Source organism: Spiroplasma endosymbiont of Diplazon laetatorius, assembly GCF_964019625.1.
In the GTDB taxonomy this organism is placed as follows: Bacteria; Bacillota_I; Bacilli_A; order Mycoplasmatales; family Mycoplasmataceae; genus Spiroplasma_A.
Window position 1 is genome coordinate 820,059 of the sequence record NZ_OZ026458.1, and the last position, 21,113, is coordinate 841,171.

Genomic DNA, 21,113 nt, shown 5'->3' on the forward strand with positions numbered 1-21,113 from the left:
TTAATTCTATAATAACAAAAAAAGTGCCCTTGGCACTTTTTATTATATCTCTTTGATAATTTCCAATAACACAGCATTAATTTTGTTATTGAATTTTTGTGTTTTTATTTTAATAATCAGGTTTTTACCGAGATTTAATTTGGGTTTTAAATTCTCAAAAACAGAAGAGAAAACAGTTACAACAAGAGTGTCTGTTTCATCCATTATATCTATGAATCCCATTTCATTTCCGTTTTTATCTTTTTTAGTAATTATGTTTTCTATGTTTATTAAAACATCACAAACTATACCTTCATCTTTTAAACTATTTAAAGTTCTTAATTTATCACTGTTTATAATTTTTTGTCTAATTATAGAAAGTGGATGAGCAGAGACAAAGAATCCTAAATATTCTTTTTCAAAACCAACTATTTCTTCTGGCTTATCTTTTTTCTTTTCTAAATCTAAAGTCATATTAGGATCATTTAATAATGTAGCTGTTGATGCTAAGTTGAATATCTGTTCTCTTCTTGTTATTAAATCTTTTCTAGAAAACCCATAACAATCAAATGCTCCCGAATAAACTAAGGCTATATATCTTTGTTCACTTAATCCTTTATCTTTCATATTTCCTATGAATAAAAGTATATTGTCAAAAGCTGATTTATTAGTTTTAAATAATTCTTTAATATTTTTTAAGAATTCAGGTCCAATGAATTTTATTATGTTCATTGGAATATTGATCATATTATTATGATAAATATAAATACTGTTAGGATTTTTTATTGTAGGAGGATTAATATTAAATCCTGCATTTTTTATTTCATTTAAATATTGAGAAGTTTTAACTTCATTTCTTATTGAACCATTTAATAAAGAACAATAGAAAGATGATTTATGATTTGCTTTTAAGTATGCCATTCAATAACTTATTAATGAGTATGCTATTGCATGAGATTTATTAAATCCATATAGTGCAAACTTTTCAATATAAACTCATATTTCATTTGCTTTATTTTGAGAATAACCATTCTTAATTGCAGCTTCAATAAATTCTTCTTTGAACTGTGTCATAAGATTTTTATCTTTTTTACCAATTGCTCTTCTAACAATATCGGCTCTGCTCAAACTCATGTTAGCAACCCTTTGAAGCATTTGCATTATTTGTTCTTGATAAACAATAATTCCAAATGTTGATTCTAAAATGTCTTCCACATTTTTGTCAATAGAATATTTTGCTCCACTATTATTTTTTCTTTCAATGAATAATGGAATATTGTCTTGTGGTCCAGGTCTATACAAGGCACTTGTTAAAGCTATATCATCAACTGAGCTTACATTCATTTTTATAAGAACATCTGTCATACCAGATGACTCTAGTTGAAATATACCACTTGTGTCTCCTGACTTTAAAAGTTCAAAAGTTTTTTTATCATTTAAAGGTATTTCTTCTAATTTAATTTCTGTTTTGTCTACCATTTTAATATTTTTTAAAACTTCTTGAATTATTGAAAGATTTCTTAAGCCTAGTATATCAGTTTTGATTAAACCAATTTCCTCTAAATGATTCATTGAAAATTGAGTTTGAGATATTCCATTAATTCCAATTTTTGTTGGTACAACTTTATAAAGTTCTACATCTGAAAAAACAACTCCAGCAGCATGAGTTCCGGTTTGTCTAGGAAGACCAATTATCTTTTCACTTATTTCAAAAATTTGAGGATACTTCTCTTTGTATTTTCTTAAAGTTTCACTATCCTCTAAAGCAAGAGCGAGGTCTTTAACATTTTTATCATTAATTTGTTTAGTCATATGATTAATATCACTTGAAGGAACATCAAATATTCTTCCGCAATCTCTTAAAGCATTTTTTATTCCTATTGTTTGAAAAGTTGTTATTGTTGCAAAATGATCTTTTCCATATTTATTAAATAAGTATTCTAAAATTTCTTCTCTTCTATCATCTTGAAAATCAAGGTCGATATCTGGAAGTGTAACCCTGTCAATATTTAGAAATCTTTCAAACAATAAATCTCATTCTATTGGATCTAACTTTGTAATTTTTAAAAGGAAAGCAACTAAACTTCCTGCAGCCGATCCCCTACCTGGACCATAAAGAATTCCTAATTTTATAGCTTCACTTATCATGTCGTGAACTATTAAAAAGTAATCTTCAAATCCCATTTTATTAATTACATTTAATTCATAAGATAATCTTTTTTTATAAATTTCTTTGTCTAAATTATTTTTGATATTTAAATAGCTTTCTAAAAAATCTTCACATATTATTTTTAAATAATCTTTAGAAGGCATTTTTTTACTGTTTGGGTATTTTAAGAAATGTTTTTCATAAACAAAAATATTTTCAAAATCTATTAGTGAAGTTATTTTCAAAATATTATTTATGTGATTTTCACAACTTACGTATTTTGCAACCAATTCTTTAGGGTAATAAAAATTCTTTTCCACATTTAAAAGTTCATTTATTAACTTTCCTTCACCTATAGCTTTCAGAGTTTTATAAACAGAAAATTCATTTTCATTTAAAAAATTAATTTGATTGGCAAAAACAATATTTTTGAATTTAGAAAAATAAGTGTGGTTTTGTTTTGTTATACCTATATAAAAATTTTCTTCATCTAATAATTTTTTAAACTTCTCTAAGTAGCTGTCTACATTTTCAATAGAAAAGATTGAAACTACAATTAAATCATTTGAAATAGTTTTTCAAAATAAATCTTCAATTTTTGTAAGATCTGTTTTTTCGTTTTCATTTAAATACGAACTAATTTTACTTATTTGTTGAAATCCATTATTATTTTTTGCATACATTAAAACATTCCCAAAAGACAATTCAACATTTAAACCTATAATTGGTTTTAGGTCTTTAGCTTTAGCTTTATCATAAAATTCTGCAGCTCCATACATTGTATTTTTATCTGAATAAAATGCATAATCCAGATTATTCAACTTTAAGAAATTTAAATAATCTTCAATCTTAATTGTTGAATTTAGAAAATTATAGCAACTTTGAACATTAAGTAAATTTAAATATTCCATACGAAACCTCACTTCTTTTATTTTACATCATTAACAAAAAAACACCATTTATAAATAGTGTTATTGTTTTCTCCTATTAAATTCATCGACAATTGTTTCATAAGCATTATTAATTTTTGTCATTTCTGCTTGTGCTTCCAAGTTATTTGGATTTTTGTCTGGGTGATATTTTTTTGCAAGTTCTATATATCTTTTTTTAACATCTTTTAGAGAAGTTCCTTTTTCAAGACCTAAAGCTTTATAAGCTTGATCTATTTGAGATTCTCCACTATAAAAGTCTTGGTATGAGTTCGATTCGTCATATCCATATCCAGCAGTATCTTCATCTGAATAACGACTTTGACTATTATCTCTATTTCTTTGTCTTCCGCCGTTTCTTCTTCTACGACCACCGAAAATTAAATCCAATATTAAGTATATAAATATTGCATTAATTATTCTGGAAATGATTCTTAATAAATCATCCAATTTATTCACCTCTTTTTAACTTATTGATAATCAAACTATTAGTACAACTATTAACAATAGTATTATTATATATGCAGTAATCTTGTAAATAAAATAATTTGTTTTTCTCTTTTTATTCTTATTATTTGATTCACTTTTTTTATCTTTTAGAATAGGACTTTTAATTTCAGAAATAGTTAAAGAATCATCTTTATAGTTTTCTATTTCAAATTCCTGATCATATGCTAATGTTTCACTGTTAACCACATTACCATTGAACACTCCGAATTTACTAGTCTCTGTTTTCTTTTTCGCTTTGTTGTTTTTCAACTAAACCACCATCTTTTCATATATAAGTTTTAATTAAGTTGTTAATAGTATAGTCTATCATTTCATCTAATAATAAACTTTCTTCTTGTTTTTGAGCTACATAACTTTTTGGTTTTGTAACAGGATTTTTAGGAACATACATAGAACATACATCATCAAATGGTAATATAGATATCTCGTATGTATCTATTTTTTTAGATATATCAATAATTTCTTCTTTATCAAAAGTTAATACCGGTCTTAATATTGGTAATTGAGAAACTTCATTGATAACATTTATAGATTCAATTGTTTGGCTAGCAACTTGTCCAAGAGATTCTCCTGTAATAATTGCATGTGCACCAATAATTTTCGATCAATTATTAGCTATTCTTATAAAAATTCTTCTCATAATAGTTATTCTGTATGATTCTTCTTTTATATGCATTAATTCTTTTAATATCATAGAAAAGTCACAAACATATAACGAGAAGTTTGCTTGATTATATTTTTCAATTTGACTTGCCAATTTGAAAACTTTATCTAAGGTTTCGGGTGTTGTGTGTGGTGGTGTCATAAAGTGTAGAAAATCTACTTGCATACCTCTTTTTAAAGTTAAGTAACTTGCAACCGGAGAATCTATTCCTCCACTTAATAATGAAAGACCTTTTCCACTTACTCCAACTGGTAATCCTTTTGAAGCATTAATTCTTGAAGTGAATATAAATGCACCATTGTGTTTAATAATTACAGTTATTTTTAATTCTGGTTTATGAACATCAACTTTAATATTCTGATTATTTTTTAAAATATTAACAGCAACTTTTGTTTTTAATTCTTGAGAACTTAGTTCAAAACTTTTATCTTTTCTTTCAACTTCAACTTTAAAAGTACCTGAATGTTTCATTGCAACTTCTAAAGTTTTCGAAAGAATTACATCTTCTTTTTTATCAACAATTTCAACAATAGATAATGAGTAAATACCAAAGATGTTTTGTAGTATAGAAGATATTTCATCCAATTTAGATTCATCACTTATTTCTAAAACCAAACTGTTGTGGTCTTTCTTATATACTATTATTTCTTTGTACTGTTTAAGTTTAAATTTGATATTTTGAATTAACTTACTTATAAAGGCATTTCTATTATTTCCTTTTAAAGTTAATTCACCATATCTTATTAATATATTTTTCATTTAGTACCTCTTATCTAATTCTGCTCTCTTTTATTTTTAGTAATTGATTTAATGAGAAACCAATTAATTGATCAAGTTGTCTTTGTTTAAATAATCTTTCACAATCATAAATAACTGTTTCGATTCCTTCAATTTTTCCAACATATCTTTCTAAATAAACTATTATTTCTTGAGAAATGTAATCTAAAAAAATTGTATCATTAAGATCTCTTGCAATAACAAGAGTTTCTTGATTACATTGTTCGATTCTATTAGAAATAACTTCTCTTTGTTCTTGGGTAGTTATTTTCTTTAATGTGTCCATAGAAAACTTATCTAACTTGATATGCATTTCTTGAATTGGCTCAATAAATCTTTCTAACTCTTTTATAGATCTGAATTGATTAATTTTTACATCAAGTTGATTTAAAATTGATTGAATAAATACAACTTGATTAGCTAATGAATCAATATTTGTACTTTTACTTTCAACAACTTTTGCAGATCTTTCTAATGCAGCCATATCTTTAAGAGCTTGTTCCATTAACTCCAACATTTGCACTTTAATTTCTGAAAGATTAATTTCAGAACCATTATTGGTTCCTAAATCTATTTGTGAGAATAATAAATCAGCTTTTGATTTAGTTTTTCTAAATGAAACTTTTGCAGTCTCAAAATCATTTCTATCTTTAGAAAATTGTTTAGTTATATCCTCTACTCTAGTGAAATCTCTTTCAACAAGTCTTGATGAATGTTCAATCATATCAAATTTATTTCTTATATCTGGAGTTCTAACCTCAAAGAAAGATTTTAAGTTGTCTTCATTTTCCACAACACTTCTAAAAGCATTAATTTGATTAAATACATCTTTTAAAGTTCTATTAGCTTTTTTAAATTGTAATTTCTGTAATTCGTTGTTTATTTTTATTCTTAAAGTATCAATTGCTATTTCAAGTTCTCTAAATTTTACTGCATTTATAGGTAAGTTTCTTCTTACCGGACCAAATGTAACGTGTTTATTTTTTAGTTCAATCATCATTTGAGGTATTACAGTTGTAATTATTGAAATAACATATGGTATTGAGTCTAAAAGTTCAATTAAAAATATTAAAGCTTGGTCTATTTTCAATAAATAGTCTCAACTTTCTTTATATCTACCTTCATCCAGTTTTAAATAGAAGTCTTCAAAAAGACCTTCTATTTGGTCAATTGTTGATTTTAATTTAATTTCATCAATTGCTATATCTTTAAAAGTTGTCATTATAACTTCATCTTTAAGTATTCTAAATAACTCTTTTTGGAATGTTAAAGAATCTCTTTGTATAAATTCTATTTCTAAATTATTCATTGTTTCTATAAAGATTTCATGAACATTTTTGTTTATTGTCATAGCTCTTTCATAAACAGTTTCAAATTTCTTAAGATTTTTTAGGTTAGGTCTTGTGTTTTTTCTATCTTCAATCAATCCCACAAAATCCATAAATACTTTTTGTAATTCAACTTCGAAAAGGATTTCATATTTTGTTCTTCAAATCATTAATTCTTTTTCAAAACTTCTTGTTTCTTCAAATATCATTGATATTCTCATTAAACGGTATTTTAAAGGTGATTTTTTTAAATCATCCATTAAATCAATTGTTTTTGCTGCAGTTTGAAGGATTCTTCTATAAATATTCATTAAAATCAATATTATCATCGCTATTACAAGGCAAGCAAAAAAAGTACATAACGCCCCTATGTACACTGGATTTTTAAATATTTGATCAATATCCCATGGTTTCATAATTTTACTTCCTTAAAATCAAATTCATTATATCATATAGAGAATTATTGAGTGTTTTTTTAAATTAACTTACTTTTATAGGGGAATTTAATATATAATTATTTTTGGTTAATCTGCAAATAAACACTGCAAAATAATTAGTCTATAACTTATTAAAAGTAACCCCTGCAGATGGAGGGCGAAATATAGACTTCCTTTGCTGGAGTTTATCTTTAGTTATGATTTTCCAAATAATATAATAAAAAAATAGAAAAACAGGAGAAAAAGTATGTCAAGATATACAGGATCTACATTCAAAAAAGCTAGAAGATACGGATTTTCTATCTTAGAAACAGGTAAAGAGTTCTCAAAAGGTAAAAAAAGAACTACAGCACCTGGACAACACGGTGCAAGAAGAACTAAACTTTCAGGTTATGGTCAACAAATGCAAGAAAAACAAAAAGTTAAATTCATGTATGGTTTAACTGAAAGACAATTCAGAAACACTTATGCAAGAGCTAAAAAAATCAAAGGAATTACAGGAACAATCTTCTTACAACAATTAGAATCAAGATTAGATAACGTAATTTACAGAATGGGATTATCATTAACAAGACAAGGTGCAAGACAATTAGTTTCACACGGTCACATTTTAGTTAATGGTAAAAAATTAGATATTCCTTCATATTCAGTAAGAATTGGAGATATCATCTCAGTTAAAGATAAAATGCAAAAAAACGATAAAATCGTTGAAGCATTAGCATCAAACGCATCAACTGTTGAATTTGTAAAATTCGATAAAGCAAAAATGACTGGATCATTAGTAAGATTACCAGAAAGAAAAGAATTAAACCAAGAAATCAATGAAGCATTAATTGTTGAATGATACAACCGTTTAATTAAATAATAAAAAAATGAGCTTTGAGCTCATTTTTTTATTCTCTAATTGTTTTTTTATTTATTAAGTCAATTATTTTGGAAGGCTTAGATTCTAGAATGCCATCTCAAAACACTTCACTTATTTGGATGTTGAATAGTTCCAACTCTTCTTTTTTACTTAAAAATGGATTACCAGAATAATTAACACTTGTTGAAAATATTAAACCTGTTTTGTTTATTATTTTTTTTAAGTCTCTTCTTTTGACTTTTCTTAAAGCTATACTGCCTTCTTTAGTTTCAACTATTTGAGTAATAGGTTCTTTTAATTTAAGATTTTTAAAAAACTCTTTTTCTAACTTAATTAGTTTTTTTACTTGTTTAATCTTAGAAAATAGAACAATCAACTTCTTATTTTCTTTTGATTTTTTAATTAAATTAATTTTATTTTCATTTTCATTATTGTATAAAGCACTTAATCCATAAATGGTATCTGTTGGCAATATTACAACTTTGTTGTCTTTTAAGTACCTTATTGCACTTTTTATGTCTTTTTTTGACAACATTATTTTGTCTTCCTTTGATAATTGTAAACTGAATTTAAAATTCAAGATTCTGGCATTCAGTCTGTAAGTTTTTTAGCCATTCTATTAAATCCGCCAACAACTATATAGTTTTTTCTTTTTATTTTAATTGCCTTTTTCAAACTTTTCTTTGCATAAGTTGATGATTTCATAGCTTTTGAACCATTTCTTAATTTTGCTCTTTTTTCATCACTGCTTCTATTTCAGAAATCTGTTTTAAGTGCTCCTGGACAAATTGTTATTACCCTAGCTTTTGTTTTTTGTTTTTTAAGCTCAGTATTTATAGCTATACCAAAACTTAAAACATATGCTTTTGAAGCATAGTAACTAGAGAATACAGGTCCTGGAGTAAAAGAACCCATTGAAGCTATATTTAAAACTCTACCTTTATTATTTTCTTTGAATTTTTGTACAAATAATTTTGTAATTATATGCAGAGATTTTATATTTAAATCCAACATGTTCATTTCTTTTTCTAAATCTGTTTGATCGAAATAACCTCAAACACCATAACCTGCATTATTTATAACAATTTCCACATTATATTTTTTTGAGTCTTCAAAAATTTTGTATGAGTTTTTTAAATCACTTAGATCCAAATCTCACCCCTCAACTTTTAAATCTTTATATTTATTTTGTAGTTCTTTTAAACTATCTGTATTTCTAGCAATACCGATAACGTTATATCCTAATTTTAGTAATTCTTCACAATAAGAATAACCAAGACCCTTACTTGCCCCAGTAACTATTGCAAAAGTATCTTTATTTAGATTTTTTTTCATTATTTTTTTCTGTAGAACCATCAAATAAAACTTTTCTGTTTGCATGAATATAAATCCCTGCAGATAAAATTGAAAGAACGGTTGTTAAATACATTGGTATCATAACAACTTGGTTTATTCACCCAAATTCATAAGCACCTTCTCAACATTGAATACCAAAGAAAAATAATATTGTTAATCCAAGCATTTCAGCTGTAGCTCTTATTCTTCCCATTTGGTTTGCAGCCATAACAACTGCTGAAGTTGCCAATATTTGTCTAACAACATCAATTATAAAATCACGACATATTAGAATTACACACATTCAGATTGGCAATATTTGGAAACAAGCAAATATTATAAGTACTGCATTTGTTAATAATTTATCTGCAATTGAGTCAAAGAACTTACCAAAGTTTGTTACCATATTATATTTTCTAGCTACATAACCATCCAACATATCAGTCAGACTTGCTATTATAAATAAGACACCTGCAATTAAGTATGTTCCAGGTAAAGAGTATTTACCTATTTCAAAAACATTTCATCCTTCTATAGCTTTTATTCCATCATATCCAACTTGATTTGCTGGAGTTATTAATAATAAAACAACTATTATTGGAATTAACATTATTCTTACAAGTGTAATTTTATTTGCCAAGTTCATAATTTTGCCTCTTTTCATTTACAATTATTATAATACAACACTCTTAACTAACCAAATTAAAAACATTTAAATGTGATAAAATATTAACTAATGAGGGGGAATATTTATGGGTAACTTCATATCAGAGAAATTATATATAGCTCTTGATGAAAGTGGTAAATTAAATCAAAACGATATAGCTAATTACTTTATTGTTGGTGGTTTTCTATACTCTGATAAAGATACAGTTAAATCAAAAATAAGACAAATTGAAAATGAAGTTAAAAATAAATACAATATCCCTAAAAGTTTCGAATTAAAAGGTAATAAATTAGAAGAAATGGCAACCGTTGATTTTGTTAACAGAATATTTGAAGAAATAGGAGATCTTATTTGTCCAATATTCTCAGTTGTTTCTAGAAAAGAATTAGGTGAGCACTTCACAGTTAATGAGATGCTTGCATATGACTTTTTCGTTAATAACTTACTTGGTTTTAACTCAAAATTATTTAAATTTGATGAAAAATGTAACAGAATATTTTTATTAATGGATGAAAGAAATCTTAAAAAAACAGAATATAACCAATTAGAAAATTTATTGAAAACAAATTATATTGAAAAACCATATACTATAAATACATATTATTTATCAAGTAAAATAACAGATGTTATTAGACTTGCAGATATTTTGGATCATGTTGTATATACTTATTACAACAACCCAAATTCAGAAAAAAATAAATTATTTCAAACTAAAATAAACAAAGATATTTTAGAAAGAATTAAGAACGGTACAATTTACTATCCATTTAAAAAATCTTATTTCAAAAAATTGAATGAAATGGATCAAAATAAAAATCACGATTAATCGTGATTTTTTTATGCTCTAACTTTTGTTTCTTTAAAAACTTTTTGGTTTATCACATTTGAAAATATTTCAATATTAACAATTAAACCCATAAAGTCAGCGTTTGCAGATGATAGTTTAACTATGTCATGAACTCAACCATATTCATCAACTAAAGCACTGTAATCAATAAAGTGATCTAGTCTTTTAATTTCATCTTGTCTTAAAATAACCTCTGTTGCTCATTTAACTATTTCTTCTACAGTTTCACTAGCTGTGATGTTTTTTAAGCAATTTATAAATCTAGCTACCTTATCATTGTTAATAAATCTTGGAGATAGGTTTTCATATTTATTTAAAACCATTTGAGAATTTGATGTTAATTTTCTAACAACGAATTTTTCATTTAAATCAATTAAGTTTTTTTCTGATTCAGTATGTTTTAGAAAGTTTAAATCTTTAAATGATTCTTTAACCTTTCTAAAACCCTCTGTTGCTGATGATAAAATAATTTCAGTACTTGCAAAAAACTTGTGATCAGAATTTTCTTTAGTTAAAAGATCCTGATTTTCTTGTCTTAGTGCATTTAATTGTTCAATTACAGAATCTATTAAATCCAAATTTTCTGTTGATATTTTTTCAGAAAAATTATTTGAACCTATACTGATTGTTCTACCATTTAGTTTAATGTTTTTAAAACATTCATCATTAAAATAACTAAATAATTCTTCTACAGTTTTTTTTAAAATTAAGTTAAAATCCATATCTAGATTACTCCTATAACACTTCTACTATAAAGTATTTTTTCTTACCCTTTTTAACAATAATATAATTTTCTACAGTTAACATCTTTTCATCAACTACAGCATTTTCTTCAAACTTGTTATTAGCATTAATTCAAATAGCACCTTCATTTATAAGTTCTCTTGATTCTCTCTTTGAACTTGCTATTTTTGCTTCAATGATGAAATCAATTAATTCAAGATTTTTTGAAACCTGAACTTTTTGCATTGAGTTAATCATTGATAATAAATCTTTTTTATCTAAATCTAATAAATTTCCACTGAATAAAGCTTCTGTTATTTTTTCAGCCTTTGCAAGACCTTCTTTTCCATGAACAAATGTTGTAACTTCTTGAGCTAATCTTTTTTGCATTATTCTTTTGAACGGTTCTTTTGAATGTTCTTCTTTTATTTTTTCAATTTCTTCAACAGGTAATGTTGTTAAGAATTTAAATAGTTTTTCACAATCTTCATCATCTTGATTTATGAAGAATTGATAGAATTCATATTCACTTGTTTTATTTTTATCTAATCAAATAGCTCCAGATTCTGTTTTACCAAATTTTACACCATCTTTTTTAGTTAAAAGATTCATTGTAACCCCACAAGCTTTTGAGTTTTCTCTTCCAACTCTACTTGCAATGTAATCTGTACCACTAGTTATGTTTCCTCATTGGTCAGATCCACCGATTTGAACTCAACAATTTTGTTCTACATATAGTTTATAAAAATCATATCCTTGAAGCATTGTATATGAGAATTCAGTTATACTTAAACCTTTTTCGATTCTTGAAGCTATATTTTCTTTCGCTAAAAGATAAGCTAGGTTAAAGTCTTTTCCTATTTCTCTTAAAAAATCAATTAAAGACATTTTTCCTAATCAATCATTATTATTAATTACATTGATGTCTGGTATTAAAAAGTTTAATTGTTTTTTGATTGCCTCAACATTTTCTCCAACTTGTTCTAAAGTAAGTAAATTTCTTTCTTCACTTTTAAAACTAGGATCACCGATCATTCCAGTTCCACCACCCAATATAGCTATTGGTGCAAAACCATAATCTTTAAATCTTTTTAAATTTATTATTTGAATTAAGTGACCAACATGAAGAGAATCTGCTGTTGGATCAAATCCACAGTATATTCCTGCTCCATCTTTTTGAGCATTTGCTATTTTTTCTTCATTAGTTACTTGTTTAAGCAAGTCTCTTTGCTTTAGTTCTTCTAAAATGCTACGCATTATTATTTCTCCTTATTAATTACTGCTTTAGGTTTTTTTGAGTCTCCAACTTCATATACATCTTCACTCATACTTATAGAAACATCTTTTACTTTTGAATAAACTTCATCTGCTTTATCTATTATATCTACTGTTATCATTGCTAAATCTTTTGCAATTATTTTTACGTTATTTGATTTTGCAACTTCTTGTCCAATTTTTACTGTTGTTTGTCCAATTTTTTGTAAAGCTTTAAATGCTAATTCCTTTGTTTTAGCAGCATCTAATTCATCACTGGCATTTCTAATATTTGAAAGTTTCATTTCAATATTTGCAATTACTTCGTCACTTTCATTACCTTGAGATTTTTCTCAAGTCTCTTCTATTGTTGATATTAATTTTTTAATTTGTGGTCTATATTTTTTAAGATAATCTACAAAGTCAGCTCTAATTTCAACACCTTTTTTTGGTGCTAACATCATTCCAAGAAAGACTCATGAGGCTAATTTTAATAATTTAAACATTTTATTACCCCCCGATTAATCTTCTGAATTGGCAAATTCTCTTAATTTATCAACCAATTTATAAACAACGTCTTTGTTTTTTGTTGCAACTTTAACTCATGATTTAACGTTTCTTTTTGCAAAAGCATCAAATATATCAACATAGTTTGTTACTCTTGCTACTGTATCAACAGTAGCATTTAACATTTCTGATTTATATGTAAGATCTTCAAAGAAATAATCTACTTTTTTAGCTGCAATACCAACTTTTCTTAAAGTCATAATTGTATACAATGTCAAAATGATAGCTAATGCTAGTAAAATAATTATCATAACTGTTTGTGTTGTTTCAACTGAAGTTGAAGCAAATATAAGTGCTAAATTCATAAATAATCTCCTAATAATCACTAAAATTATACAACACTAAGAGCTGATTTGAAAATTAAATTGGGAATAAAAAAACTTGATAACTATTCATCGTCATCAAGTATTCCAAGTCTTTCCATTCAATTATCACTGCTTCTTTTAGATGCACTTTTCTTTTTTTCTTTAATTTGATTTGTTCAAGAAGCCTTATTGTTATTTCTTAATTGAACAAGTCTTCTTGCTCTTTCAGTTTCTGCATTATAAGCGTTATTGTAAATGTGTTTTCTTCTATCTTCAAGAGATATTTTATTCTCACTTAAAACAAGAGTATCAATATCATCGTGTATTTTATCAAAAGCATTTAAATATTGAGCTTGTAATTCAACTGTTTTTTCTAACTTTTCATCATCTTCTTTATCAATTAAAGAACTAATTTTTTTGTTTGTTTTAACTATTAATCTAGACAATTTTTGTTCTTCTTTAATAAGTTTTTTTTCAACAGTTTTTTTCTCTTTTTGAATTTCTTTATATTCAGTTTGTATATCTGACATTGTTTTTTCTATTTCTTTTTGTTGCTCATTTGTAAAAGGAAGGTTTTTCTTCTTTCTAGGTTTAATTAAAGCTACATCACCATTGTCAGAACTGTTATTTTTTCTTTTAGGAACATAAAAATTATTAGCTGTTACTTGAGAATTCATTAAACTATTGCTTTGTTTAATTTCTTCAAGTCTCTTTTTAGCTTGTTCACTTTCTAATTTTGCTTGTTCTGCTGAATTATTGTTTTTTTGGTCCATTTGGACATCACCTTATTTCTTTTTGTTTTGAAGTCTTCTAGGTTTAATAAGTTCTGGTTTTCTGTTTTCTTTTGTACTGTCTTTTAAAAGTTTATCAAATTCCTTTAACTTTTCTTCAAAGAACTCTTCTTTTACAACGTCACTCAAGAATACTTTTGATTCCATTTCTTGAATTGTTTTTTCGACTTCTTCTTCAATATTTCTGAATTTAATTTCTTTTAGTTCAAGAAGTTTGTTTTTAACTTCATCTTCAATACTTTTCTTTTTAAGTTCTCTTTTAGGAACAGCTAAGAAGATGTTTTCTTGTGGTTCTACCACTTCATCTTCTGTTTTTTGTTCTAATTCAAGTTGTCTTAGTTTATTTCTTTCATCCCTTTGATTTTGAACTTCTTGAGAAAGTCTTCTAACTCTATCCAGTTCACTTTCAACAGGTTTTGTAGCATTTTGTTCATGGAACTCTTTTGCTCTTTGTGCATAACTAACAGATTTTTGTTTTATTTTATCAACATCGGTGTAAAGATCTGCATCCACACCACCTGTTTTACGCAATTCTTCAATTTTTTGTAATTTAGCAATTACAGGGTCGTTTTCAAGTATTTCATTTTGTATATCTTGAGTTTTCTTTCTAGCTCCATCAATAATAGAACCAAGAACACCTCCGGATTTTTTAGGTTGAGTACTTGTTGTACCTAAGTTTTTTCTTATTTCTGCTAACTTATCAGTTACCGAATTACTTTCAACACTTGAATCTTCTGTTGCAAATTGTTTAGAAATTTCTTCAATTGAAAATTTGTTAGCTTCTGGATCATCTGTGAAAACAGGTTCCATATTTAGCATAGGATCATCATTATAAGTCCAATGATTAGGACTTCTTTCTTCATATCTTTCATTAGAGTTTTCAAGATCATCATTTCTGTTCTTTTTTCTAGCGAATAAATTCATAAAGTGTCCTCCTTGCTAAATACATCATTATCTATATTTTATACTTTTTATCTTATTTGAAAAAGTGTTTTCTCTACCAAATTTAGATTGTTTTTTTCCATCAATAAGTACTATATCTCCTGTGAAACCAATCTTATTTTTAGTAATAGCATCTCCTACACCATATACATCTACTGGTGTATTTTCTTTTTCAAAGTATTTTATTTTTTCTTCATTAAATCCTGAAGAAACTATTATTTTTACTTTATTGTGCCCGTTTTCATCTAATTTTTCTCTTAATAACTTAACAAGTGTTGGATTAACACCATGTAAGTTGTTATCTTTTTCTTCAAAGTTTTGAAGTGATTTATCAACTAAAGCAGGAGATGTATCTAATCTGACTGCATACACCTCTCCTTTAAAAGCTTCACAAACTTTTAATGAATCGTTCACACAGTCATTGTTATAATCAACAAGCACTACCAAGTTATTATTCGGAAAAGTCTCTCTATACGCTTTTGTAGCTTTTATTAAATCTCCATCAAAAGAAGCAATTAAAGCATGAGGCATAGTACCATTTAAGTTTGGTTCTTCATCAAGATATTCAAAAGATGCTTCTGTAACAAGATTTTTTATACCCCCAACACTAGATGCGTAACCATCTATTTGTTGATTAGAATAATAGTCCATTCTGTCATTCATGTTAAGAACAGTTTTACCATTTGCAGCTTTTAATATTTTACTTGCATTAGTAGCAATTGTAGATGCTCTTGAAAGTATTCCATCAAAAAGACCTTCAAAGTGTGCAAAATCACTATATTTTCCAGTAATTTTAAGAATAGGTTCTAATGGATTTACTATTTCTCCATCTTCAACTGCTTCCACTTGCAAATCTGTAACTTCTGATAATCTTAGAATTTCTTTTATTATTTCTATACCACAAACCATTGTTTCAGAACCCCTTTGAAATCATTGCATTGTTACAAGTTGGTTTGGTTTAAATTTGTTTAATATTTCTTTTGTTTTTTTAAAATAATCAGCTGAATAATAGTCTTGAAAGATTTTTAAATCAATATTAAATTTATTTTTCATTTAGAACCTCTCATATAGATCTACCAATGTATGAATCATTTAAATCTCATTCCATAATTCCTGGTTTATCAAATTTATTATCCTCTATTCCAAGTTCTTTAGATGAACAAAGCATACCAAAAGAATCAAAACCCTTTAATTTACCTTGATTTATTTGACTACCATCAGGCATTCAAGAACCAACAGTTGCTAGTGTTGTTAATAAACCCTCTCTAGCATTGCTGGCTCCACAAATTATTTGAATGTCTTCTTTTCCGGTAGATACCTTACATTTCGATAAGTGTGTATCTGGTATTTTTTCACACTCTATTATCTTAGCTATTATAAATTGGTTCTCGAAATCAAAATTACCAATTTGTTTTTCAACAAAGGGTTTTATAATTTCATGAAGTTCTTTATCTTCTAAATAAAAGTTTTTATCAAGATCAAATCCAAAAATATTTATTCCAACAATTTCATCATTGTGAAATAAAAGTTCACAATTGTCTTGTTTTTTTGTTTCTGTTATATTTTTACTCTTGAATAAAACCCCTATAGTATTGAAGTTTTTGATATATCTTGAAAATAATTTCATACTAATTCGCCTTCTTTTCTATTGGAATAATGTCAAAACAATTATATAATATAATAAGTCTTTTATATAGAGGAGGAATTATGAAAATTGCAATTTTAATTGACTCTTCTTGTGGAGTTAAGGATGTAAGTAAATATAAAGATTTACACCTTGTTCCATTGATGATTACCAAAGAAGATGGACAGCAAATAGCTGATGATGAAAATTTAAGTATGGATGAGTTTTATAAATTAAACGATTCACAATTATTAAAAACATCACAGTCTATCCCTGGTAATGTTATGGGTAAATGAGATGAATTATTGAAAGAATATGATGAAGTTGTTTGTTTACTAATTTCAAAAGGTCTTTCAGGACAATATAATACATTTAAGATGTTTTCCCAAGAAGATGAATATAAAGATAAAATACATGTAATTGACACAAACGGTGTAAGTATCGTTATTAAACGTCAATTAGAATTAGTTGAAAAACTAATTGAAGAAGGTAAAAACGGTCAAGAGATCACACAGATAGTAGAAGAACACTATAACAAAACAACTGGTTATATTATTCCAAAATCACTTGATCAATTAGTTCGTGGTGGAAGAATTAGTAAAGCTGCTGCAGGACTTGCAAAAATATTGAAAATAACTCCAATATTAAAATATAACGGAGAAATCGATAAGCAAGATAAAACAAGAACATTTAAGAAGGCTGTAGAAACAGCACTTGGATTATTAAAAACTGAGTACTCAAAGAACGATATCGTAGACATCGCTTATTCAAGAACAGATAAAGAAACTCTTGAAATGGTTAAGGAAATAGTTGATCTTGCAGGATTGAAAATAGGTTTATTAGAAGAAATGCCAAATACAATTACTTGTCATACAGGTAGAGAGACTTTTGCATTTATGCCTAACCAAATTTGAGGAGAAAAATTATGAAAATAGCTGTAATCACCGATTCGTCAAGTGGTGTTAATAGTTTAGAAGGTTTTAAGGACCTTTACTTAGTACCATTGATGATTACTACTGATGATGGGCAGCAAATAGCTGACGATCAAAACTTAGTTGCTGATGAATTTTATAAATTAAATGATTCACAATTATTAAAAACATCACAATCTATTCCAGGTGTGATGATGACAAAATGAGATGAGTTATTAAAAGAATACGATGAAGTTATTTGTCTATTACTTTCAAAAGGACTTTCAGGTCAGTACAATACATTTAGAATGTTTTCACAAGAAGATGAATATAAAGGTAAAGTACATGTTGTTGATACAAACAGTGTAAGTATCATTTTAAAGCGTCAACTAGAATTAACAGTAAAATTGATTAATGAAGGTAAAACTGGTCAAGAAATAAAAGATATATTGGAAGAACACTATAACAAAACAACTGGTTATATTATTCCAAAATCACTTGATCAATTAGTTCGTGGTGGAAGAATTAGTAAAGCTGCTGCAGGACTTGCAAAAATATTGAAAATAACTCCAATATTAAAATATAACGGAGAAATAGACAAACAAGGTAAGACAAGAACTTTTAAAAAAGCTGTAGAAGAAGCACTTCTACTTTTAAAAGAAAATTATCCAAATAGTAATATCGTAGATATTGCTTATTCAAGAGCAGATAAAGATACTCTTGAACTTGTAAAAGAAGTAATTAAGGATTGTGGTTATGAAATCGGTTTATGAGATGAATTGCCAAATACAATTACTTGTCATACAGGTAGAGAAACATTTGCTTTAATGCCTTACCAAACTTGAGGGGAAAAATTATGAAAATAGCAATAATAACTGATTCAGCAAGTGGTGTTCCAAACATTAATGAAGTAAAAGACTTATATTTAGTACCATTAATGATAACTAAAGAAGACGGAACTCAAATAGCTGATGACGAATTGTTCAAACCAGATTCATTTTATGAATTAAATGACTCACAACTATTAAAAACATCACAATCTATTCCAGGAACAATGATGACAAAATGAGATGAGTTATTAAAAGAATATGATCAAATAGTATGTATTTTAATTTCAAAAGGACTTTCAGGTCAATACAATACTTGTAAAATGCTTGCCCAAGAAGATGAGTATAAAGGTAAAGTATTTGTTGCAGACACTAACGGTGTAAGTACAGTTTTAAGAACTCAAGTTGAGATAGCTTTAAAATTAGCTAATGAAGGTAAAAACGGTCAAGAGATTGAAGATGAAATAAATAAATCAAATGATAAATTTAGTTTATTTATTATTCCTAAAGCTTTAGATCATTTGGTTCGTGGTGGAAGAATTAGTAAAGCTGCTGCAGGACTTGCAAAGTTCTTAAAAATAACTCCAATACTAAAATATGATGGAAAAATTGATAAACACGGAAAAGAAAGAACTTTTAAAAAAGCTATAGAAGAAGTAGTTAGAATTTTAAAAGAGTTCGGTGATGATCAATTTGTTGATGTATCTTACTCAAGAATCGACGAAGAATATTTAGATATAGTAAAAACAGCAATTGAAAAAGCTGGATTAAAAGTAAGACTTTATGATGAAATGCCAAATACTATAACTTGTCATACAGGTAGAGAAACATTAGCATTAGCTGCATGAAAAAAATAAGGAGAAATGTATATGAAAATAGGAATATTAGTAGATAGTTCAACTGGTTTTATTGAAAAAGAACATAATACTAAACTAGTAAGAGTAATACCACTTCATTTAATTGTTAATGATAAAGATGATTATTTAGACACACCTGAAGTTGTTAAGGAAAAAGAATTAATGAAAATACTTGCTGGAGGAAGTAAAACAACTACAAGTCAGGCCTCTCCAGGAGAATTAATGAATAAGTATGATGAAATGTTAAAAGAATTTGATCATATTATTCATATGACAATTCCAGCAAACCTTTCTGGAATGCACCAAACAGCTATAATGATTGCAAATGATGATGACTACAAAGGAAAAGTTACTATAATAAAAAACTTTTTGGCAGCAAACTGTGCACAATTATTGGCACTTAAATTTGCCCAAATGGTTGAAGAAGGAATTGAAGATCCAAAAGCTTTCCAAGCAGAATCAGATGAATGATCAAAAAATTCATTTACCGCTATTGTACCAAGTGATTTACAAAAAATGTCTAAGGGTGGAAGAGCAAACTCACTATTAATAACTATGTTAAAAATGATGAAAACTAAAGTTGCTATCCAATGATTAGAAAAACCTAAAAAAATTGGTATGGGAAGAACATATGGAGCTGTTTTAGATAAAATGATAGCAGCACTAAAAAAAGATATAAAAGATGAATTTGAACTACTTTTTGTTCATTTACCAGAAGCTAACAAAATACACATGGATCAAATAAAAAACTACTTAAAAGATAATAATTTAGAATATAAAGAAGAATTAGTGCCAAATGTTTATCCTTGACATGCAGGGATTGATACAATGGCTCTTATAGCAATTAAAAAATCTTTAATAGCAAAAAAATAACGCTTATTGCGTTATTTTTTGTTTCTTAATGGCAAGGATAGCAGGACTTGAACCCACGACACTCGGATTTGGAGTCCGATGTTCTACCAACTGAACTATATCCCTAATAAAAAAATACCCTTTCGGGTATTGATATTTCTTATTGGCAGGGGTAGCAGGACTTGAACCCACGACACTCGGATTTGAAGTCCGATGTTCTACCAACTGAACTATACCCCTATTTAATACTTTTTAATTATAACATTAAAAAGTTTTATGTATAGAATATGCTCTCTTTATTTGCATTTTTTACAAATTCCATGAAGCTCTAACTTGAAGTGTTCAAGATCCATATCTTTGTCCTCTAAAATATTTGAAAATCTTACAAATAGCTCATTTGCCAGTGATGGACTTTCTAAATCCTCTAAAGAACCACAAACATCACAACTAATGTGCATTAACTGTGGAGATATTGCTTCATATATAATTTGCTTACCATTTATTGTGTTTGCAAATAATAAGTGCATTTCTAAGAATAAATCTATGTTGTTATATATAGACATAACATTTACACTACCAAGATCTTCTTCCACCATTGAAATTAATTCGTTAATTGTGAAATGTTTTTTAGTAGCAATTATTTTTAACATAGACAGTCTTACGTCAGTAAGTTTAACTTTTTTGCTTTTGAATAATTCTAAATAATCGTTAATTTTATTTTCCATAAACTATTTAGTTAAATTTTCAATTACCGCTAAAAGGTCGCTTACTTTTTTAATAGATAATAGTTCATCATCTGATATTGAGATATTTAATTTATCTTCTAAAGTAACTATCATGTCCATTAAATCTAGTGAATCTAATCCCATTGATTTAAATTCTGAATTGTTACTTATAGTACCTTTAGCACCTTTATTTAAAAGTGCTTTTTTTATTTCTTCAAAATAATTCATTTCTAATCACCATAAATAAT

Annotated in this window: 24 protein-coding genes and 2 tRNA genes; 6 read left to right on the forward strand and 20 right to left on the reverse strand. The window is 26.9% G+C overall.

Going from position 1 to position 21,113, the window contains the following annotated elements; all coding sequences use genetic code 4:
- Window positions 1-42: 42 nt before the first annotated feature.
- From dnaE to AACL10_RS03950, 5 genes are read right to left on the reverse strand one after another with little or no spacing between them, the layout of a single operon-like run.
- On the reverse strand, window positions 43-3,039 hold the full coding sequence (gene dnaE / locus AACL10_RS03930; RefSeq protein ID WP_338984788.1) for a DNA polymerase III subunit alpha: 2,997 nt from the start codon (window positions 3,037-3,039) through the stop codon (window positions 43-45).
- 60 nt (window positions 3,040-3,099) lie between these two features.
- Complete coding sequence (locus tag AACL10_RS03935) at window positions 3,100-3,507, reverse strand: J domain-containing protein (protein ID WP_338984790.1); 408 nt, start codon at window positions 3,505-3,507, stop codon at window positions 3,100-3,102.
- Window positions 3,508-3,522: 15 nt separating this feature from the next.
- Window positions 3,523-3,816, reverse strand: a complete 294-nt coding sequence (locus tag AACL10_RS03940) for a hypothetical protein (protein ID WP_338984792.1) — start codon at window positions 3,814-3,816, stop codon at window positions 3,523-3,525.
- Complete coding sequence (gene thiI / locus AACL10_RS03945) at window positions 3,779-4,990, reverse strand: tRNA uracil 4-sulfurtransferase ThiI (protein ID WP_338984794.1); 1,212 nt, start codon at window positions 4,988-4,990, stop codon at window positions 3,779-3,781. The genes AACL10_RS03940 and thiI overlap by 38 nt, the downstream gene beginning before the upstream one ends.
- 10 nt (window positions 4,991-5,000) lie before the next feature.
- Complete coding sequence (locus AACL10_RS03950) at window positions 5,001-6,752, reverse strand: septation ring formation regulator EzrA (protein WP_338984796.1); 1,752 nt, start codon at window positions 6,750-6,752, stop codon at window positions 5,001-5,003.
- Between the two features lie 268 nt (window positions 6,753-7,020).
- Here AACL10_RS03950 and rpsD point away from each other — a divergent pair, with 268 nt between their 5' ends.
- Window positions 7,021-7,638, forward strand: coding sequence for a 30S ribosomal protein S4 (gene rpsD, locus AACL10_RS03955; RefSeq protein WP_338984798.1), 618 nt, complete (start codon window positions 7,021-7,023; stop codon window positions 7,636-7,638).
- 28 nt (window positions 7,639-7,666) lie between these two features.
- Here rpsD and AACL10_RS03960 read toward each other — a convergent pair whose 3' ends face one another.
- The 3 genes from AACL10_RS03960 to pgsA are packed head-to-tail and all read right to left on the reverse strand — an operon-like array spanning window position 7,667 to window position 9,619.
- Window positions 7,667-8,173, reverse strand: a complete 507-nt coding sequence (locus AACL10_RS03960; protein ID WP_338984800.1) for an L-threonylcarbamoyladenylate synthase — start codon at window positions 8,171-8,173, stop codon at window positions 7,667-7,669.
- Window positions 8,173-8,973, reverse strand: a complete 801-nt coding sequence (locus AACL10_RS03965; protein WP_338984802.1) for an SDR family NAD(P)-dependent oxidoreductase — start codon at window positions 8,971-8,973, stop codon at window positions 8,173-8,175. The genes AACL10_RS03960 and AACL10_RS03965 overlap by 1 nt, the downstream gene beginning before the upstream one ends.
- Window positions 8,954-9,619, reverse strand: coding sequence for a CDP-diacylglycerol--glycerol-3-phosphate 3-phosphatidyltransferase (gene pgsA, locus AACL10_RS03970; protein WP_338984804.1), 666 nt, complete (start codon window positions 9,617-9,619; stop codon window positions 8,954-8,956). Before pgsA ends, AACL10_RS03965 begins: the two co-directional genes overlap by 20 nt.
- 106 nt (window positions 9,620-9,725) lie before the next feature.
- Between pgsA and AACL10_RS03975 the strand changes: the two genes are divergently transcribed.
- Window positions 9,726-10,466, forward strand: a complete 741-nt coding sequence (locus AACL10_RS03975; RefSeq protein WP_338984806.1) for a DUF3800 domain-containing protein — start codon at window positions 9,726-9,728, stop codon at window positions 10,464-10,466.
- 11 nt (window positions 10,467-10,477) lie between these two features.
- On the opposite strand, the gene AACL10_RS03980 is transcribed toward AACL10_RS03975, so the two are convergent.
- The 8 genes from AACL10_RS03980 to ytpR form a co-directional block, all read right to left on the reverse strand.
- Window positions 10,478-11,209, reverse strand: coding sequence for a hypothetical protein (locus AACL10_RS03980; RefSeq protein ID WP_338984808.1), 732 nt, complete (start codon window positions 11,207-11,209; stop codon window positions 10,478-10,480).
- A gap of 13 nt (window positions 11,210-11,222) precedes the next feature.
- Complete coding sequence (gene tyrS / locus AACL10_RS03985; RefSeq protein ID WP_422398163.1) at window positions 11,223-12,470, reverse strand: tyrosine--tRNA ligase; 1,248 nt, start codon at window positions 12,468-12,470, stop codon at window positions 11,223-11,225.
- Window positions 12,470-12,970: a hypothetical protein gene (locus AACL10_RS03990; protein WP_338984812.1), complete on the reverse strand. Its 501-nt coding sequence runs from the start codon at window positions 12,968-12,970 to the stop codon at window positions 12,470-12,472. The genes tyrS and AACL10_RS03990 overlap by 1 nt, the downstream gene beginning before the upstream one ends.
- A gap of 15 nt (window positions 12,971-12,985) precedes the next feature.
- Window positions 12,986-13,336, reverse strand: a complete 351-nt coding sequence (locus tag AACL10_RS03995; RefSeq protein ID WP_338984814.1) for a hypothetical protein — start codon at window positions 13,334-13,336, stop codon at window positions 12,986-12,988.
- Window positions 13,337-13,419: 83 nt separating this feature from the next.
- The gene (locus tag AACL10_RS04000) at window positions 13,420-14,109 is read right to left on the reverse strand and encodes a hypothetical protein (protein WP_338984816.1); all 690 of its coding nucleotides are present in this window, start codon (window positions 14,107-14,109) and stop codon (window positions 13,420-13,422) included.
- A 12-nt stretch (window positions 14,110-14,121) separates the two neighbouring features.
- Window positions 14,122-15,051, reverse strand: coding sequence for a hypothetical protein (locus AACL10_RS04005; protein WP_338984818.1), 930 nt, complete (start codon window positions 15,049-15,051; stop codon window positions 14,122-14,124).
- Window positions 15,052-15,078: 27 nt separating this feature from the next.
- The gene (locus AACL10_RS04010) at window positions 15,079-16,122 is read right to left on the reverse strand and encodes a nicotinate phosphoribosyltransferase (protein WP_338984820.1); all 1,044 of its coding nucleotides are present in this window, start codon (window positions 16,120-16,122) and stop codon (window positions 15,079-15,081) included.
- Entirely contained in the window at window positions 16,112-16,696 is a 585-nt protein-coding gene (ytpR, locus tag AACL10_RS04015) for a YtpR family tRNA-binding protein (RefSeq protein ID WP_338984822.1), read from the reverse strand. The genes AACL10_RS04010 and ytpR overlap by 11 nt, the downstream gene beginning before the upstream one ends.
- A gap of 80 nt (window positions 16,697-16,776) precedes the next feature.
- Here ytpR and AACL10_RS04020 point away from each other — a divergent pair, with 80 nt between their 5' ends.
- The 4 genes from AACL10_RS04020 to AACL10_RS04035 are packed head-to-tail and all read left to right on the forward strand — an operon-like array spanning window position 16,777 to window position 20,161.
- A complete protein-coding gene (locus AACL10_RS04020; RefSeq protein ID WP_338984824.1) occupies window positions 16,777-17,628 on the forward strand; it encodes a DegV family protein in 852 nt (283 codons plus the stop codon).
- Complete coding sequence (locus tag AACL10_RS04025) at window positions 17,619-18,470, forward strand: DegV family protein (RefSeq protein ID WP_338984826.1); 852 nt, start codon at window positions 17,619-17,621, stop codon at window positions 18,468-18,470. The genes AACL10_RS04020 and AACL10_RS04025 overlap by 10 nt, the downstream gene beginning before the upstream one ends.
- Window positions 18,461-19,288: a DegV family protein gene (locus AACL10_RS04030; protein WP_338984828.1), complete on the forward strand. Its 828-nt coding sequence runs from the start codon at window positions 18,461-18,463 to the stop codon at window positions 19,286-19,288. The genes AACL10_RS04025 and AACL10_RS04030 overlap by 10 nt, the downstream gene beginning before the upstream one ends.
- Before the next feature lie 12 nt (window positions 19,289-19,300).
- Window positions 19,301-20,161: a DegV family protein gene (locus tag AACL10_RS04035; protein WP_338984831.1), complete on the forward strand. Its 861-nt coding sequence runs from the start codon at window positions 19,301-19,303 to the stop codon at window positions 20,159-20,161.
- Between the two features lie 29 nt (window positions 20,162-20,190).
- On the opposite strand, the gene AACL10_RS04040 is transcribed toward AACL10_RS04035, so the two are convergent.
- From AACL10_RS04040 to AACL10_RS04055, 4 genes are all read right to left on the reverse strand, one after another.
- A tRNA-Trp gene (locus AACL10_RS04040) sits at window positions 20,191-20,266 on the reverse strand.
- A 38-nt stretch (window positions 20,267-20,304) separates the two neighbouring features.
- A tRNA-Trp gene (locus AACL10_RS04045) sits at window positions 20,305-20,380 on the reverse strand.
- 56 nt (window positions 20,381-20,436) lie between these two features.
- Window positions 20,437-20,865, reverse strand: a complete 429-nt coding sequence (locus tag AACL10_RS04050; protein WP_338984833.1) for a Fur family transcriptional regulator — start codon at window positions 20,863-20,865, stop codon at window positions 20,437-20,439.
- A 3-nt stretch (window positions 20,866-20,868) separates the two neighbouring features.
- Window positions 20,869-21,093 carry an acyl carrier protein gene (locus tag AACL10_RS04055; RefSeq protein WP_338984835.1) on the reverse strand — a complete coding sequence of 75 codons (225 nt, stop codon included), beginning with the start codon at window positions 21,091-21,093 and terminating at the stop codon, window positions 20,869-20,871.
- Between the last annotated feature and the right edge of the window lie 20 nt (window positions 21,094-21,113).